This window comes from Acinetobacter sp. ANC 4218, from assembly GCF_002135245.1.
In the GTDB taxonomy this organism is placed as follows: domain Bacteria; phylum Pseudomonadota; class Gammaproteobacteria; order Pseudomonadales; family Moraxellaceae; genus Acinetobacter.
In genome coordinates, this window is record NZ_NEGD01000008.1 from 87,620 (window position 1) to 101,510 (window position 13,891).

Annotated in this window: 13 protein-coding genes; 3 read left to right on the forward strand and 10 right to left on the reverse strand. The window is 41.6% G+C overall.

The genetic code is table 11. The features are described from left to right. The first annotated feature begins 16 nt into the window (after positions 1–16). Positions 17–457 carry a DUF721 domain-containing protein gene (locus B9T38_RS09330; protein WP_086196535.1) on the forward strand — a complete coding sequence of 147 codons (441 nt, stop codon included), beginning with the start codon at positions 17–19 and terminating at the stop codon, positions 455–457. A gap of 97 nt (positions 458–554) precedes the next feature. Here B9T38_RS09330 and lpxC read toward each other — a convergent pair whose 3' ends face one another. The 8 genes from lpxC to gshB form a co-directional block, all read right to left on the reverse strand. Beyond that, positions 555–1,457, reverse strand: coding sequence for a UDP-3-O-acyl-N-acetylglucosamine deacetylase (lpxC, locus tag B9T38_RS09335; RefSeq protein WP_086196536.1), 903 nt, complete (start codon positions 1,455–1,457; stop codon positions 555–557). 124 nt (positions 1,458–1,581) lie between these two features. Then, the gene (gene ftsZ, locus B9T38_RS09340) at positions 1,582–2,772 is read right to left on the reverse strand and encodes a cell division protein FtsZ (protein WP_086196537.1); all 1,191 of its coding nucleotides are present in this window, start codon (positions 2,770–2,772) and stop codon (positions 1,582–1,584) included. Between the two features lie 159 nt (positions 2,773–2,931). Next, the gene (ftsA, locus tag B9T38_RS09345) at positions 2,932–4,194 is read right to left on the reverse strand and encodes a cell division protein FtsA (RefSeq protein ID WP_086196538.1); all 1,263 of its coding nucleotides are present in this window, start codon (positions 4,192–4,194) and stop codon (positions 2,932–2,934) included. 71 nt (positions 4,195–4,265) lie between these two features. Further along, complete coding sequence (locus tag B9T38_RS09350) at positions 4,266–5,120, reverse strand: cell division protein FtsQ/DivIB (protein ID WP_086196539.1); 855 nt, start codon at positions 5,118–5,120, stop codon at positions 4,266–4,268. A 3-nt stretch (positions 5,121–5,123) separates the two neighbouring features. After that, on the reverse strand, positions 5,124–6,053 hold the full coding sequence (locus B9T38_RS09355; RefSeq protein WP_086196540.1) for a D-alanine--D-alanine ligase: 930 nt from the start codon (positions 6,051–6,053) through the stop codon (positions 5,124–5,126). A gap of 56 nt (positions 6,054–6,109) precedes the next feature. Then, positions 6,110–7,558, reverse strand: a complete 1,449-nt coding sequence (gene murC / locus B9T38_RS09360; RefSeq protein ID WP_086196541.1) for a UDP-N-acetylmuramate--L-alanine ligase — start codon at positions 7,556–7,558, stop codon at positions 6,110–6,112. Between the two features lie 14 nt (positions 7,559–7,572). Then, complete coding sequence (gene murG / locus B9T38_RS09365; RefSeq protein WP_086196542.1) at positions 7,573–8,670, reverse strand: undecaprenyldiphospho-muramoylpentapeptide beta-N-acetylglucosaminyltransferase; 1,098 nt, start codon at positions 8,668–8,670, stop codon at positions 7,573–7,575. 326 nt (positions 8,671–8,996) lie between these two features. Next, a complete protein-coding gene (gene gshB / locus B9T38_RS09370) occupies positions 8,997–9,947 on the reverse strand; it encodes a glutathione synthase (RefSeq protein WP_086196543.1) in 951 nt (316 codons plus the stop codon). A gap of 116 nt (positions 9,948–10,063) precedes the next feature. On the opposite strand from gshB, the gene B9T38_RS09375 reads away from it, so the two are divergent. After that, positions 10,064–10,255, forward strand: coding sequence for a DUF3565 domain-containing protein (locus tag B9T38_RS09375; RefSeq protein WP_086196544.1), 192 nt, complete (start codon positions 10,064–10,066; stop codon positions 10,253–10,255). A gap of 367 nt (positions 10,256–10,622) precedes the next feature. On the opposite strand, the gene B9T38_RS09380 is transcribed toward B9T38_RS09375, so the two are convergent. Together B9T38_RS09380 and pyrE are read right to left on the reverse strand one after the other, a co-directional pair. Continuing rightward, positions 10,623–11,087, reverse strand: coding sequence for a MarR family winged helix-turn-helix transcriptional regulator (locus tag B9T38_RS09380; RefSeq protein ID WP_086196545.1), 465 nt, complete (start codon positions 11,085–11,087; stop codon positions 10,623–10,625). 956 nt (positions 11,088–12,043) lie between these two features. Beyond that, positions 12,044–12,694 (reverse strand): orotate phosphoribosyltransferase, encoded by a 651-nt coding sequence (gene pyrE / locus B9T38_RS09385; RefSeq protein ID WP_086196546.1) that lies wholly within the window; start codon positions 12,692–12,694, stop codon positions 12,044–12,046. Positions 12,695–12,734: 40 nt separating this feature from the next. Between pyrE and B9T38_RS09390 the strand changes: the two genes are divergently transcribed. Further along, positions 12,735–13,553: an exodeoxyribonuclease III gene (locus tag B9T38_RS09390; RefSeq protein ID WP_086196547.1), complete on the forward strand. Its 819-nt coding sequence runs from the start codon at positions 12,735–12,737 to the stop codon at positions 13,551–13,553. Positions 13,554–13,891 lie beyond the last annotated feature (338 nt).

Genomic DNA, 13,891 nt, shown 5'->3' on the forward strand with positions numbered 1-13,891 from the left:
TATGTAGGAACAATGTATGTCGGAACCAGTTAACATCTTTCAACAAACAAGAAAACACTTAAAAACAGGAAACTTTACGTTTCTCTCTACACAAGTTGCTGCATGGCAGAAACTTACAAAACTCATTCAACCGATATTGCCCCAACCGGAGCAATGGCAAGTTGTTTGTTATCAACATGGCATTTTGACGATTACGGGTGCAAATCAAGCCATGATTAGCCAGCTTGCCTATCTTCAAAAGCAATATATCTCACAATTGTTACAATTACCTGAATTTAAAGACTTACAAAAATTGCAAGTACGATTAAGAATTCAGATGCAACCCCCTTTAAAACCCCAATCTCTGTCCCGATCCCTTAGTCCAGATACTCAAGACTTACTGCGTGGTGCTGCTGACTTTGTAAGCGACCCTAAGCTTAGCCAAGCTATGCTACGTTTGGCAAGAAATAAAAAGTAACCAATCTAGGCATATCTTTGAATTAAGAAAAAAAACATGTGAACTGCTTAACAATTCATTTTGTTATATTATAACGTGTGCATTAAAAGACAATAACTTATGTCACACTTACATAAGAAATTGGGCATTGATTAATGTCATCAAATGTTACAATTTCGTAATTACTTGGATCACTTTTAACATTGCGTAATAATTGATTATTTAAGGCATGTCCGGACTTATACCCATCAAATTTGGCAATAATCTGGTGGCCTAAGAGATATAAATCCCCGACTGCATCCAGAATTTTGTGACGGACAAATTCATCTGAGAAGCGAAGCCCTTCTTCATTGACCACACCAGTTTCATCCACGCCAATGGCATTATCCAGACTCGCCCCCAAGGCCAGATTATTGGCTTTTAGATAATCCAGATCTTTCATAAAACCAAAGGTGCGTGCTCCACTGACTTCATAGACAAAAGTTTCGGTAGAAAAGTCGATGGTTGCTGACTGATATTCTTTTTTAAATGCAGGATGATCAAAATCAATGGTAAAGTTGAGCTGGAAGCCGTCATGCGGATGAAATACTGCACGCTTATCATCAATGAATGCTTCAACAGGTTTTAAAATTTTTATAAATTTTTTCGGCGCATCCTGTTCTTGTAATCCGCCTTGCATCAGCAGGTAAATAAATGGACCAGCACTGCCGTCCATAATCGGAACTTCTGAAGCCGAAACTTCAATAATCAGGTTATCAATCCCCAGTCCTGCAATGGCACTCATGACATGCTCAATGGTCCCGACTTTGGCATTTTCCTGAACCAGATTAGAACACATGAATGCTTCTTGAATCAGCATGGCATCTGCTGGAATGTCCACCTGCGGATCTAAATCGATACGTCGAAATACAATACCCCCATCCACATGGTGCGGCACAAAGTTAATTAAGACTTTTTGCCCACTATGAAGACCAATACCGCTCGCTTTCACGACACGCTGTAGGGTACGTTGTTTCAACATGTTTTTCTATCATCTGCTCATCAAACCGCTATACGTTAGCATATTTAGCCATTGATAAAAAATAAAAAGGTAGTCTTGCGACTACCTTTTCTGTTGAATTTATGCATTCTGCATAAATTTACCATTATTTACGTTGCTGATTTTTCAAGTAATCCTGAATACTCATTGGCGTTGGACGGGCTGAACCGACTGCTGGAGCAGGTGCCGTTCCTGCCTCATTTTGCTGACGTTGAATGGCTGGCACATCATCATCTTCAACAACAGCCTGAGCCGTATGATTGACTGGACGTGTTGCAGACTGTACTGATGGACGTTTTACCGTATCTGCAGAGTCCGCTGAATTACGGGTTAAGCCAGTTGCAATTACAGTGACACTGATTTCATCACGCGCATCTGGATCAAAGACCGTACCGTAGAACACCTGACCTTCATCCAGATCGACAATCTGGTTGACGACATCGGTAATTTCTTCAATTTCACCGAAGGTCACATCATCACCACCGGTGACGTTAATTAAAATGCCTTTGGCATTCATAATAGTCACGTTATCCAGTAGTGGGCTGCGAATAGCCTGTTCAGCCGCCTGACGGGCACGTGTTTCACCACGACCTGAACCCACACCCATCATCGCATAACCGCGCGTACTCATGGCAGTTTTCAAATCGGCGAAGTCAAGGTTGATATGACCGGGACGAACCACCAGATCAAAGATACTGCGCACTGCATTCAGCAATACATCATCTGCCTTTTTATAAGCATCTTTCATGGAAATGTCACGGAAGACTTTAAGCAAACGCTGGTTAGGAATAATAATTAATGAATCGACATGTGCTTCCAGAGCTTCAATGCCTTTTTCTGCCGACTGTTGACGACGCTTACCTTCAAAGTTAAACGGAGTCGTCACCACACCCACAGTTAAAATGCCCATTTCTTTGGCAATTTCAGCAACAACTGGCGCAGCACCCGTACCTGTACCACCACCCATACCGGCAGTGACAAATACCATGTCGGTACCCTCCAGATGCTGGCGAATCAGCTCACGGCTTTCTTCAGCAGCGGTTTGGCCCACTTGAGGATTTGCACCGGCACCCAGACCACGCGTGCTTTGTTCACCTAACTGGATTTTGAATTGCGCATTCATACGGTCTAAAGCTTGTTTGTCGGTATTGGCACAAACAAATTTTACACCCTGAATGTCGGATTCAAGCATATGTTGCACGGCATTACCACCAGCACCACCAACACCAAATACAGTGAAACGGGCTTGACCGTTGCTATCGTTTTGATCATCTTCTAAAAATTCAAATGAGGCCATGACCTTTGGATTTCCTAATTCGTAATTGGCAGTCACTTAAGCCCGTATACTGCCTTGATCTTAATAAAAATTGAGTTTAGGATGCTGTCCAACCACACGCTTGTCAAGTGCAAGCCGTTAGACGAACAACTTCCTTACAATATTCCCAATAAATTTCACTTAAAATATCGATTTTAACTGATTGTTTAACGCTGACCATGCCCGACCGACCCGCTTAAATAGAGTCAGTTTTTCAGGATCTGTCGCTTCTACAATAGTATCTTGCGTATCACTTTGGCTAAACATCAACAAGCCGGCAGCAGTGGCATACTGTGAACGGCGCAAAGCCGCCTGATTCTGTTCATCAGCATGTACTTGTACTGGTGGATTGCCTAAATGCGCTGACACCCCCAACATATGACGTGCCAAATTCACCATACCTTCAATTTGACTAGCATCACCCGTCAGAACTACACCATGATACAGACCATGAATTGCCCCATTCTGCTTTAATTCTTGATGAACCTGGGTCAGAATTTCTTCATAACGCGCAATAATGATTTCTGCCAATTCAATACGGCTAATGGTCTGTGGACCATCAATGCCCTGAAATTGAATCATATGGTCAGGTTTAACCACTTTCAGGTCAACACAGCCATACAACAATTTCAGCCGTTCAGCTTCTTCAGTGGTGGTTTGCAATACCGCAGCAATATCACGGGTGACATGCTCTCCCCCACGCTGCAAAGTATGCGTCAATGCCAGACGACCATCCAGATAAACGGCAATATTGGTGGTACCGGCACCGATATCGACCAAACATACCCCATATTCTTTTTCATCTTTCAGCAAACTGGCTTCAGCTGTTGCCAAACAGGAAACCACCATTTTCTCCACGCCAATATTAGCCCCTTTCAATGCACGATCCAGATTTTGCATGGTGCTGATCGGCAACATCATCAGCTGGTAATGCCCGATCATGCTATGTGCAGACATGCGAATCGGATTTTGCACCCATTCAGCAGAATCATCCAGTTCAAAACCTAAAGGTACCGCACTCACCAGATAATGGTCTGAAGTTAAATGGCTGGCTTTGGCCAATTCGAGTGCACGAACCACTTCGCTTGTTGTAATTGTGTGGTCGCCATTTTCAATCGGAGTACGGCCTGAGGCATAAAAGCTTTTTAATTCTGCACTTGGAATGGAAACCCAAGCAGAATGCACCCGGCATTCAGCCATATCTTCTGCTTCTTGTACGGCATTTTTAATTGCAGTGATGACCTTATCGAGACTTACAATTTTCCCTTTATTCATGCCTCGGTTACGAGCTGTTGCCATCCCAATCACTTGGATATTGTCTGGCGCATGTACCTTACCAATCAAAACTGAAACTTTGTGTGTCCCAATGTCAATCGCAACAACCGAGGGAACAGCTTCATTCATTATCTACTACTACCATTACGTGTTTAGTTAATTTATGGCCTTAAGCCTCTATTTTATATAAAGCCGCTCAATTATGGCTTTACCGTTCTTGTATCTGCAATGCTTGTGTCATCAATCGTTACAACAAAATGACCATTTACAATATTCGGGGGTGCTGCATTCTTCCATTGTATGGCCAATCCGTTTCTATAACGCAAGTCTACTGATGAAATTTTAGCCCAAACCGGTTTTAGATCACTTTGTGCCAGATGACTTAAGCGTTGAAGTTTACCCATGGTCTGATCCTGATCGACAATAATGCGCAAACCCGAATCAAACTGCATGAACCAGGTCATACGTTCTGTTAAATATAATTCTTTTAAACGAATGTTGACCGGCAGGAACAACTGGTTAATTTCATTGTAGCGACGCATCATCATTTTTGACTGAGAAGCGGGACCATGCAGTAAAGGTAATTTCTGGTTATTCTGCGGCACCACTTCTGCAAAAATATCACCACTGTCACTCAATAGCCGTCCGGTTCCCCAACGGGCAATGGCATGATGCGGCATGACGCGTACACGAATTGAATTTGGCCATGCACGTGAGACTACCACGCGATCCACCCAAGACAACGCTAAAGCCTGATCGCGGATTTGTTCCAGATCAGAGGTAAAATAATTTTCTGTCACCTTAGGTGCAACATGAGTCATGACCTGGCGATTTTCAGCCTCTGAGCGGGTACCCACCACACTCAGTTTAGCCACTTGGGCATCCGTCATGACACCATACAGACCATAAATCCCCACTGCCAATACGGCAAGTGCAACCAGCAGCAACAACCAGCCACCCAAATTCGCAAGCTTTTCCTTGGGTGTAGGTGGCTTCTCATGAATAGAGGTAATTGCTGCTCGTTTACGACGCATTGAAGCAGGGAGTTGAGCCATAGTCTAGTGAGCCGCAGCCGTTAAAGTCTGTTCTAAAATCGCCACACATAACTCATCAAAACTATAGCCTACAGCTTTTGCCGCCTTTGGTACTAGAGAATGACTGGTCATGCCCGGAACAGTATTCACTTCCAGTAACCAGAAGTTGCCCTGTTCATCCTGCATGGCATCAATACGGCCCCAACCACTTGCACCTACGGCCTGGAAAGCACGTAAACACAAAGCTTGCAGACGTTTTTCTTCTTCTTCGGTTAAACCACACGGAATGCCGTACTGCACGTCATTACGGTTGTATTTGGCTTCATAGTCATAGAATGCCACATCTTTTGGCGGTTCCAAGCGAATAATCGGCAAAGCCTGACCATTTAAAATCACAATAGTAAATTCACGGCCGGTAATCCATTTTTCTGCCATCACCACGGCATCATGCTCAGTGGCTTTGGCAATTGCATCGGCAAAGTCTTCCTTACGTTCAACTTTACTCATACCAATACTTGAACCTTCATGTACCGGTTTGATAATAAACGGCAGACCAATGCTGTCCACTATGGCATCCAGATCAGAATCTTTGGTCACAATGCGATAGGGGGCCGTTGGCAGTTCCGAACCTTGCCAGACCTGCTTGGTTTTCACCTTGTCCATGCCAATCGCAGAACCTTGCACACCAGTACCGGTATAAGGAATATTCAACCATTCCAATGTACCCTGGATTTGACCGTCTTCACCACCGCGGCCATGCAAGACAATAAAGGCACGGTCATAGTTCACCAATTCAGTTACACTACGCTCTTGCGGGTCAAAAGCTTCGGCATTCACACCCGAACGCACCAATGCTTCAAGCACAGCTTTACCACTATCTAGAGAAACCTCGCGCTCAGCTGATTTACCACCAAGCAATACGGCAACTTTGCCGAATTTTGAAGCATTTGCCACGTTTATATCCTTAAACTTTATAACTGAACAATCACACTCAAAAACACACAAAGTGATTATTTTAAATACAACTTATTTTGTGCAAGCTCAACCGAGATCGCACCCACATTACCTGCGCCTTGCGTTAATAACAAGTCATTTGGCTGCAAGACTTTTTGCATCACATTTTGTAAATTGCCATCTACAGGATCAATCAAAATCGGTTCAACCTCACCGCGCAAACGGATACTGCGCGCCAGACTGCGACTATCTGCCCCGACAATCGGCTTCTCGCCTGCAGGATACACTTCCAGCAATAACAATTGGTCAACTTGTGACAATACATCGACGAAGTCATCAAAGCAGTCGCGGGTACGGGTAAAGCGATGCGGCTGGAACATCATCACCAGACGGCGGTCTGGATGACTTTGACGTGCAGCCTTAATGGTAGCTTCGACTTCTTTAGGATGATGACCATAGTCATCCACCAGTTTCACATTGCCACCTTCAATCTCAAATTCACCTTGAACCTGGAAGCGACGGCCCACACCGCTAAAGCCTTCTAATGCACGGCAGATCGCGCCATCAGAAACGCCTTCATCCGTAGCGATACCGATTGCTGCCAAAGCATTAAGCACATTATGCAGACCCGGCTGGTTCACCGTCACACGAAGCGGTTCACGGTTTTTACGCAGCACGGTAAAGTGAGTACGCATACCGTCCTGATCGACATCGACAGCACGGATGTCATTGTCTTCATTAAAGCCATAAGTCAACACTGGACGACCAATACGTGGCATGATTTCACGGATGTTGGCATCATCACCGCACACCACAGCCAGGCCGTAGAATGGTAATTTTTGCAGGAACTGGACAAAAGTATCTTTGAGCACATCAAAGCTGCCGCCATAGGTATCCATATGATCCGCATCAATGTTGGTCACAATGGTGGCCATAGGTTGCAAGTGCAGGAATGATGCATCTGACTCATCTGCTTCAGCCACGATATAACGGCTTGCACCCAGTGCCGCATTGACACCGGTACGGTTCAGCAAACCACCAATCACATAGGTTGGATCAAGATTTTCTTCCGCCAGCATACAAGTCACCAAACTTGTCGTGGTGGTTTTACCATGCGTACCAGCAACAGCAATACCGTGACGGTAACGCATCAGCTCACCAAGCATCTCTGCACGGCGAACCACTGGAATACGACTCTCAATCGCTGCCTTGATTTCCGGATTTTCCGGATCAATCGCAGTTGAAACCACCAGTACATTGGCATCTTTAATATTGTCTGCCGCATGGCCAATATAAACCTTGATACCGTTTTCTTCGAGCTGAGCCGTAGTTTTTGAGGCCTTAATATCAGACCCAGACACTCGATAGCCTTGGTTTTTCAGTACTTCTGCAATGCCACACATCCCTGCACCACCGATTCCGACAAAATGAATGTGTTTGATACGGCGCATTTCAGGCACTTTGATTAACTTTTTTGCTTGATCAGCAGGAGTAGATGGAGACATATATTACTCTAATTTTACAATTCTTGAATTAAACGAACCACGTGTTGGGTTGCATCTGGTTGAGCCTGTTGACGTGCCTTGACTGCCATTTCAGACAACAATTGGCGATTCATCAACGGGACTAAAAGTTCTTTTAAACTGTACGGGGTTAAAGTGGCTTGCGGGCAAATTTTTGCCGCACCAGTTTTGGCTAAAAATTTGGCATTCGCCGTCTGGTGATCATCGACCGCACTTGGTAGCGGCACAAAAACAGCTGCCACACCTGCGGTTGCAATTTCTGTCACGGTTAAAGCACCGGCCCGGCAAATAATCAGATCGGCATCAGCATAAGCTTTAGCCATATCTTCAATAAAGGGCTGGACTTCAACCTGCAACGATGCCGGCTTATCGGCATAACGGGCACGGGTCGCCTCGGCATGATTTTGACCACATTGATGATACACATTCAATGGTACGTTTAGCTGCTTTAACGCTTCCGGTACACGCTCATTCAATGCCTGCGCACCAAGTGAGCCACCGACAATCAATACACGTAGCGGCAAACCAGCTTTTTCACGTTCCTGGTAACGCCAGGACGGGCTTAAAATTTCAGTAATTTCTTTACGGACCGGATTGCCTGTGGTCACAATTTTTGCACTTTCAGCAAAAGTACCGGGAAATGCCTGACACACTTTTTTGGCAATACGTGATAACTGGGTATTGGTAAAACCTGCAATGGCGTTTTGCTCGTGAATAATCACGGGAATGCCCAAGGCACGGGCAGCCAAACCACCAGGACCAGCCACATAACCGCCAAAACCGGCTACGGCATCGACTTTCAGCTGTTTCATATAGCGCATGGCGCTTAAAGTAGCTTTTAAAATTTTAAACGGTGCCAATAACTTACGCACAGCACCATTACCACGTACACCTTGAATATCAATCTGGTAAATTGGAATATTGTGATTTTTTAATAAGCGGTTTTCCATGCCTGTCGGCGTTGCCAACCAGGACACTTGAATTCCCTGCTGCTGTAATTCTTTGGCAACAGCAAGTGCTGGAAAAACATGCCCACCGGTTCCGGCAGCCATCATCATCACATGTTTCGGCTTTGTTTGCGTTGCTTCGGTCACAGTCTAATTCTTCAATTCTAAAATAGGAATAACGAAATTTGATTTTAAGCTAACAATTGTAATCACAAACGCATAACCGTGAAAGGTTATTTACTTTTTTTCAACATGCGTTTCATTGTTTTTTTCTTCAGATTTTAAAGTTTAAACTAGTTTTATTGATAATCGAGCAAAATATATATTTTTTAAGCAATTTTATGACCCGTCTTTTGAACAATGCATAAATTCCAGTCCCTTTGTATCCCAAAATAAAAAGCAAGAAAAGGAACGGATCAAACAGAATAAAAAAGAGCTCCTATTTTAGGAACTCTTTTTTATAAACATCAGACTTATGCTTTTACTTTTAAACCTGTTTCCAGAACAGCAAATAAATCGTCGGCAATAGATGTACCAAACTGTGCATCAATCTCACGAATACAGGTTGGACTAGTAACATTGATTTCTGTCACATAATTGCCAATTACATCTAATCCCACAAAAATCAGGCCTTTTTCTCTGAGATAAGGGCCTACTTTTGCCGCAATCGCTTTATCATTTTCAGTTAAGGGACGGGCTTGACCCAGACCACCGGCTGCCAGGTTGCCGCGCACTTCACCATTTTGCGGAATACGGGCTAAACAGTAAGGTATAGGCTCACCATTTACCATCAGGATGCGCTTATCGCCCTCAACAATTTCCGGAATATAACGCTGCGCCATAATCGGCAGAGTACCGTTATTGGTCAGCATTTCAATGGTCGATCCAATATTGATGCCATCTTGATACAAACGGAAAATGCCTGTACCACCCATACCATCCAGTGGTTTTACAATCACATCCACCTGTTCTTTTAGAAACTCGCGGATTAGCCCTTCATTTGAGGTCACCAGAGTCGGAACCTGAAGTTCAGGGAACTGGGTGGCGAATAATTTTTCGTTGCAGTCACGCAGGCTTTGCGGCTTGTTAATAATCCACGCCCCTTCACGCTCAGCCTGTTCCAGAATATACGTAGTATAAACAAAATTCATGTCAAAAGGTGGGTCTTTACGCATCAACACCACGTCATAAGCTGCAATCGATTCTTTTTTCTTTTCACCCAATTCATAATAATGGTTATAGTCTTCAAACACTTTCAGGGGTGAAATCAAACCGAAGGCTTTACCTTGATCGATATATAAATCTTGCTGTAATGCATAACCCAACTCATGCCCACGACGGCTGGCAGCCCACAGCATGGCCATAGAAGAATCTTTTTTCAGGTTTACATTTTCGATGGGATCCATCACAACAAGTACGCGCATATCGATCTGCTCATGTATTTTTAACTTGAGAAAAGTATAACGGAGTTTAATCTTTCTTTTTTCTCAATTTTAATAAAGCTTGTATCGAATCATTTGAAAGCGGCAAGGAGTACCTCATGCAACAAGCGATTCTTGGATTTCATTTAGATGAAGAAAACCATTGGGTTGCAGACCTGGCCTGTGGCCATACCCAGCATGTTCGACATAATCCGCCTTGGCAAAACCGCCCATGGGTGATAACTGAACAAGGTCGAAAAGAGAAACTAGGAATAATGTTGGAGTGTAGGAAATGTGAAGAACCAATTTAATTATAAATCCATAAAGGATAAATAATAAAATACTTATGCAGAATATAATATTCTATCTTATTTACCCCATCTTAAAAAATAATTTTATTTTAACCTTATGAAATTTAAAACTGCTTAAATAATAAAGTACAGATAATTTAAATCAAAATATTTAAAAAATAAAATTTTCATCAATCATATTCACCCCAACCAGTTTAATTTTTATTTAACAAAAAATTTACCTTATTAACCTTAAAGAATATAACCTTTCATAATTTTATTAAAATTATAACGATTAACTTATTTCTAATATAAAAAAAATCCTCTTTATTCTCACAATAAAAAATCATGAGCAATTTATTTAAATAGCTATGCACTTTAATTTATTTTAAGGGGCAAGATTTTTAAAAATATGTTTCAGGTTATCCAGCATTTTTTCAATTTGTAGCGGTGTTAAGCCATCAAAAGATTGTTCTAATACGACCAGGCTGAGATCATTAATTTTTTGAATCATTTGTTGTCCTTTATCTGTTAATAATACTCGCGTAATTCGAGCATCATCTTCACAACAATAAGTATTTACTAATCCTTCTTCTTTTAAGCGATAGACCACTTTGGTGGTGGTCGACATTTTAGAAATCAACATTTCCGACAGATCAGATACGCTAGCCTTATTTTTGGATTGTAATGCCAGCAAGATACGACGGCGCGAATTATCTAAACCATATTTCTTTAATGCATGATCAACATTTTGTATATATTGAGCATGTACTTGAGTAATCCAGTGATACAGAGAATTTTCTAAATTAAAATCTGCAGATCCAGATAAAAATTTATTGTACTTTTTTGCCATAATCTCACCTTTTTAATATATTAAGACCATTAAAATTATTTTAAAGACGCATTGTATTTTAGCTTCTTTAGTTTTAGGTTACACTTTTATCCATTTAATATCTGGTATTAAGATTTTCTACTCACTCTCAGTTAATATTAACTCTCTAATTCTTTTTCGCTTCTGTGAGCCTCTTTTTTATAAAAAGAATTAGAGAGCCAAAGTTTAAATGAAGATCCCTTTTATATTTATCTATTGTTATTATGCAAGCCGATTAAATCATTTTAATGGTTAAATGATCTATCACAAAAAATACCATTTTATTTCTGAAAATGTGTAAAAATGTGACAAAGTTTACAGTAATTTATTTTGGAAAAATCCTCCATTTTTTGCACTTTTATTATCAAAAAATAAGTTATAATTTAATTTATAGTCTTTTTATATTTATTAATAAAAATAAAATACTGTTTAATTTAGCATTTTTATCTATAAAAATTTTATACCTTTAGGGTATAAAATCACAGTACCTTATAAAATAGAATGAAAAATAATCTATTTTTACTAACTTACAATATGCATTTTGTATAATTTATTAACTAATCATGAATTTATTAGATATTTTTATACAGAATAAATTTAAAGTGGAATTTTACTCTGAAAAATCGGGTTTTCTTTGTCGCAAAATTTTAAGAGCTATCCGTATACGGAGCCTGAGCAAAAGGGGTAAGTCTCTCTTAAATCTTCTAGTCTTAGCCCTAAATAAATACCGGTTTAGAGGGTATAGATTAAAACGGTGCTCAACTTCAATAGCATGTATTGGCGTCTTCTTTCAACCTAAAAACAAACAAAAGATGAATATGACTAGAGCTTTGTTTAAAGCCTGAGTACTTTTTTAGTCGATTTTTTTAAGTTATCTCTTATTTTCTTAAAATGACAAAAAAGGAAGCACATGGCTTCCCTTTTTAACCATTGACCGATCAGATACCGTATTTCACACGATAGGCTTCCATTTTCGCTAAAGCGTCTTTTTCGCCTTTAGCTTCCAAGAAATCCATCAAATCTTTCATGGTAATCAAGGCATGAACTGGAATTTCCAGTTCTTTTTGAACTTCCTGAATAGCAGACAATTCGCCCTGTCCTTTTTCCTGACGGTCTAGAGCCACCAATACTCCGGCAATTTGCGCACCAGCATTTTTAAGAATGGTGACCACTTCACGAATGGCTGTACCTGCAGTAATGACATCATCAATAATCCAGACTTTTTTGCCTTCAACCGATGCGCCAACCAGCACCCCGCCTTCACCGTGATCCTTGGCTTCTTTACGGTTAAAGCCCCAAGGTACACTTACACCATGATTTTGTGACAATGCCACGGCAGTCGCAGCAACAAATGGAATCCCCTTATAAGCTGGGCCAAAAATCACTTCGACATTGTCACATGCCGTTAATTTATCTGCATAACCTGAAGCCAGTAGTGTTAACGCCTCGCCATCATTGAGCAAACCTGCATTAAAAAAATAAGGACTCACACGACCCGATTTTAAAGTAAACTCACCAAATTTAAGCACACCACGTGATAATGCAAGTTCGATAAAAGCTTGAGGGTTAAAAGTCGCTTGCGACGTCATGAGGTGCTCCAAAATTCATAAATAGAGGTAAGACTTGCGCATGATACCAAAGAGTAGCTATCCAAGTGATCAAAAAATTCTAAGAGTCGTTTCAATTAACGTAAATGGCTTGCGTTCAGCAGTGACCAAAGGCTTGCTGGAATGGCTGGAACAGTCAGATGCCGATGTCATTTGTATGCAGGAAAGCCGGATCACCCATGCGCAGTGGACTGAAAAATTTAGACCTGAAGGCTGGTACACGCACCTGTTCCCGGCAGAACGTGCAGGCTATGCTGGTACCGCCATTTATAGTCGCCTACCTTTTGTCTCCGTAAAAGATGGTTTAGGCTTTGAACTGGCCGACTCTCAAGGGCGCTTTATCGCTGCCGAATTTGATCTCGGTTTAGACAAGCCGGTATATATCTGTTCGCTGTATTTGCCTTCAGGTTCATCTGGTGAAGAAGCTCAGGCCCGTAAAGATCACTTTTTGGATCAGTATCAAGATATTCTCAAACAATGGCGGGATGAAGATAAATCGATCATCGTCTGCGGTGATTACAACATTGTGCATAAACGCATTGATATTAAAAACTGGTCGGGCAACCAGAAATCTTCAGGCTGCCTGCCACATGAACGCGCCTGGCTCGATCATATTTATGATGATTTGGGTTATGTCGATACTTTCCGTGAAGTGCGCAAGGAAGCCGAACTTTATTCATGGTGGTCTAATCGCGGACAGGCACGTGCCAAAAACGTCGGGTGGCGCATTGACTATCAAGCCTGCTCACCAGACTGGAAAGCCCGTACTGTCAATGCCTGGGTGTATAAGGAGACCTGGTTTAGCGACCATGCACCAGTGATTATTGATTATAAAATATAGTCCATAATGCGTATTGAGTGAACCATTGTTCACTCAATACAGGCATATAGATTACAAAAGATGTCGAATTTGTTGCTTTTTATATAGATCTTTTAAGTGCATTATTGTCGCACGGCACAGGGACAAGTCAGGATGACTGAAAAGGGATAGGACGCCGTAGGATGAAACAGAATAAAGCACTTCGGTAGCTTATTTTGCAAGGATGTGACAATGGACGTTGAAATGAGACCCGCATAATCAGGATGATTGAATGCGGGTTTTCTCTATTCGTTATTTTTATTTTTTCTATTTCTATATTTTTTCTATTTTCTATATATTTAGAATAATCATATGGTTCT

Coding starts and splice junctions, on each gene's coding strand:
- B9T38_RS09330 (WP_086196535.1), top strand. CDS start 17: ATGTCGGAACCAGTTAACATCTTTCAACAAACAAGAAAACACTTAAAA.
- lpxC (WP_086196536.1), bottom strand. CDS start 1,457: ATGTTGAAACAACGTACCCTACAGCGTGTCGTGAAAGCGAGCGGTATT.
- ftsZ (WP_086196537.1), bottom strand. CDS start 2,772: ATGGCCTCATTTGAATTTTTAGAAGATGATCAAAACGATAGCAACGGT.
- ftsA (WP_086196538.1), bottom strand. CDS start 4,194: ATGAATGAAGCTGTTCCCTCGGTTGTTGCGATTGACATTGGGACACAC.
- B9T38_RS09350 (WP_086196539.1), bottom strand. CDS start 5,120: ATGGCTCAACTCCCTGCTTCAATGCGTCGTAAACGAGCAGCAATTACC.
- murC (WP_086196541.1), bottom strand. CDS start 7,558: ATGTCTCCATCTACTCCTGCTGATCAAGCAAAAAAGTTAATCAAAGTG.
- gshB (WP_086196543.1), bottom strand. CDS start 9,947: ATGCGCGTACTTGTTGTGATGGATCCCATCGAAAATGTAAACCTGAAA.
- B9T38_RS09375 (WP_086196544.1), top strand. CDS start 10,064: ATGCAACAAGCGATTCTTGGATTTCATTTAGATGAAGAAAACCATTGG.
- B9T38_RS09380 (WP_086196545.1), bottom strand. CDS start 11,087: ATGGCAAAAAAGTACAATAAATTTTTATCTGGATCTGCAGATTTTAAT.
- pyrE (WP_086196546.1), bottom strand. CDS start 12,694: ATGACGTCGCAAGCGACTTTTAACCCTCAAGCTTTTATCGAACTTGCA.
- B9T38_RS09390 (WP_086196547.1), top strand. CDS start 12,735: ATGATACCAAAGAGTAGCTATCCAAGTGATCAAAAAATTCTAAGAGTC.